A 1,119-nucleotide genomic window follows, 5' to 3' on the forward strand; every position below is an offset into this window, starting at 1 on the left:
GCGGAAGCGCATCCCTCGTCCCGAGTAGTTGCGCGGGATGATCTCCCATGATTCGTCGTCGTAGTAACAACCAACGATTTCTGACCAGCGTAATTGGATGCCCGCGCCCATGATGCCTACTGGGGCCAGGCAGAAAATTTCTACCTGGGTTTCCTGCCCAAGAGGTACAGCGTAAATCCGACCGTTTGGTGCAATAGGTGGGAAGTACTGCCCGTTACCAAGGTGACGAAATTCCATGATGCTGCTCCGGTTAGATGAGGTCGCTAAACACTCTCCGGTAGCTTTCGGAAAACCCAAGATGAGATGCTGCCCATGAGTCCGCGCACGGGTTTTAGCGTACTCGGCAAGCTAGCTCGCCACACGGAGGGCGTGCATGTTGCAGATCTAAACGCTTCGGCGCTCCGGTCACTTTCGCTAGGGTGCGGAAATTGACAGCCCTTCCGAAGTCATCCCATGACCTCATAGGCTTGGGAAAATACTGCGTATCGCAGCGGTAGTGTGCCTTGCCGATGGATTTGGGTAAGCGCCCGCTGCCAAGGGGCAGCGGACAGTTTGTTGCAGGTATCTGGCCGTTCCGCTGAGGGCTCAATCGTCGCCGTGCTTCTTGTCCAGGTACGCTGCGACCATATAGCCAATTACACCTGCGATAGTCAGCGCACTGATGACGGCAAGCACGGCATATACAAGCAATTCAAAACGATCCATACCCTGACTCCTTTAATTCGAGCTCTGCCAAGGTTAAGGGCGTCTGATCTAATCCCAAATCTGCTGTGTGATGGCTTAGCGATTGGTACCGGCGGCTTCCTTCCTCAGGTTGGCTCGGGCACCAACGTACGCATCAGTTTCCCAGATACGCATATTCCCGAGCTCGTAGGCGACGTGATTCCGGGCCTCCAGATCCTCATCTTGGGGAGCTTTGCCCCCAAGAATCGGGGCGTGGTGACCAGACAATCGCCAGTAGAGCTCGCAGGCATATGCCGCGCGACAATCATCAATGTTTAGTCCGTGAGAAAGTAAAAGCTCTTGAGCTGCAGGTAGGTTCTTTAATTTCCATGTACACCAAGCTGCAGCCACACGGCGTCAGTTCTTGGAGCAAGTTCATTCAGCTGGCGAGCCTGG

1 protein-coding gene is annotated in these 1,119 nt (G+C 54.6%); it reads right to left on the minus strand.

From position 1 onward, the window contains the following. Nucleotides 1-237, minus strand: a 237-nt coding sequence (locus ACQKEK_RS23395) for a hypothetical protein (protein ID WP_499167728.1), incomplete at its 3' end; no start/stop codon positions are given. Between the last annotated feature and the right edge of the window lie 882 nt (nucleotides 238-1,119).

It is taken from the genome of Pseudomonas sp. NPDC077408, from assembly GCF_050269105.1.
In the GTDB taxonomy this organism is placed as follows: domain Bacteria; phylum Pseudomonadota; class Gammaproteobacteria; order Pseudomonadales; family Pseudomonadaceae; genus Stutzerimonas.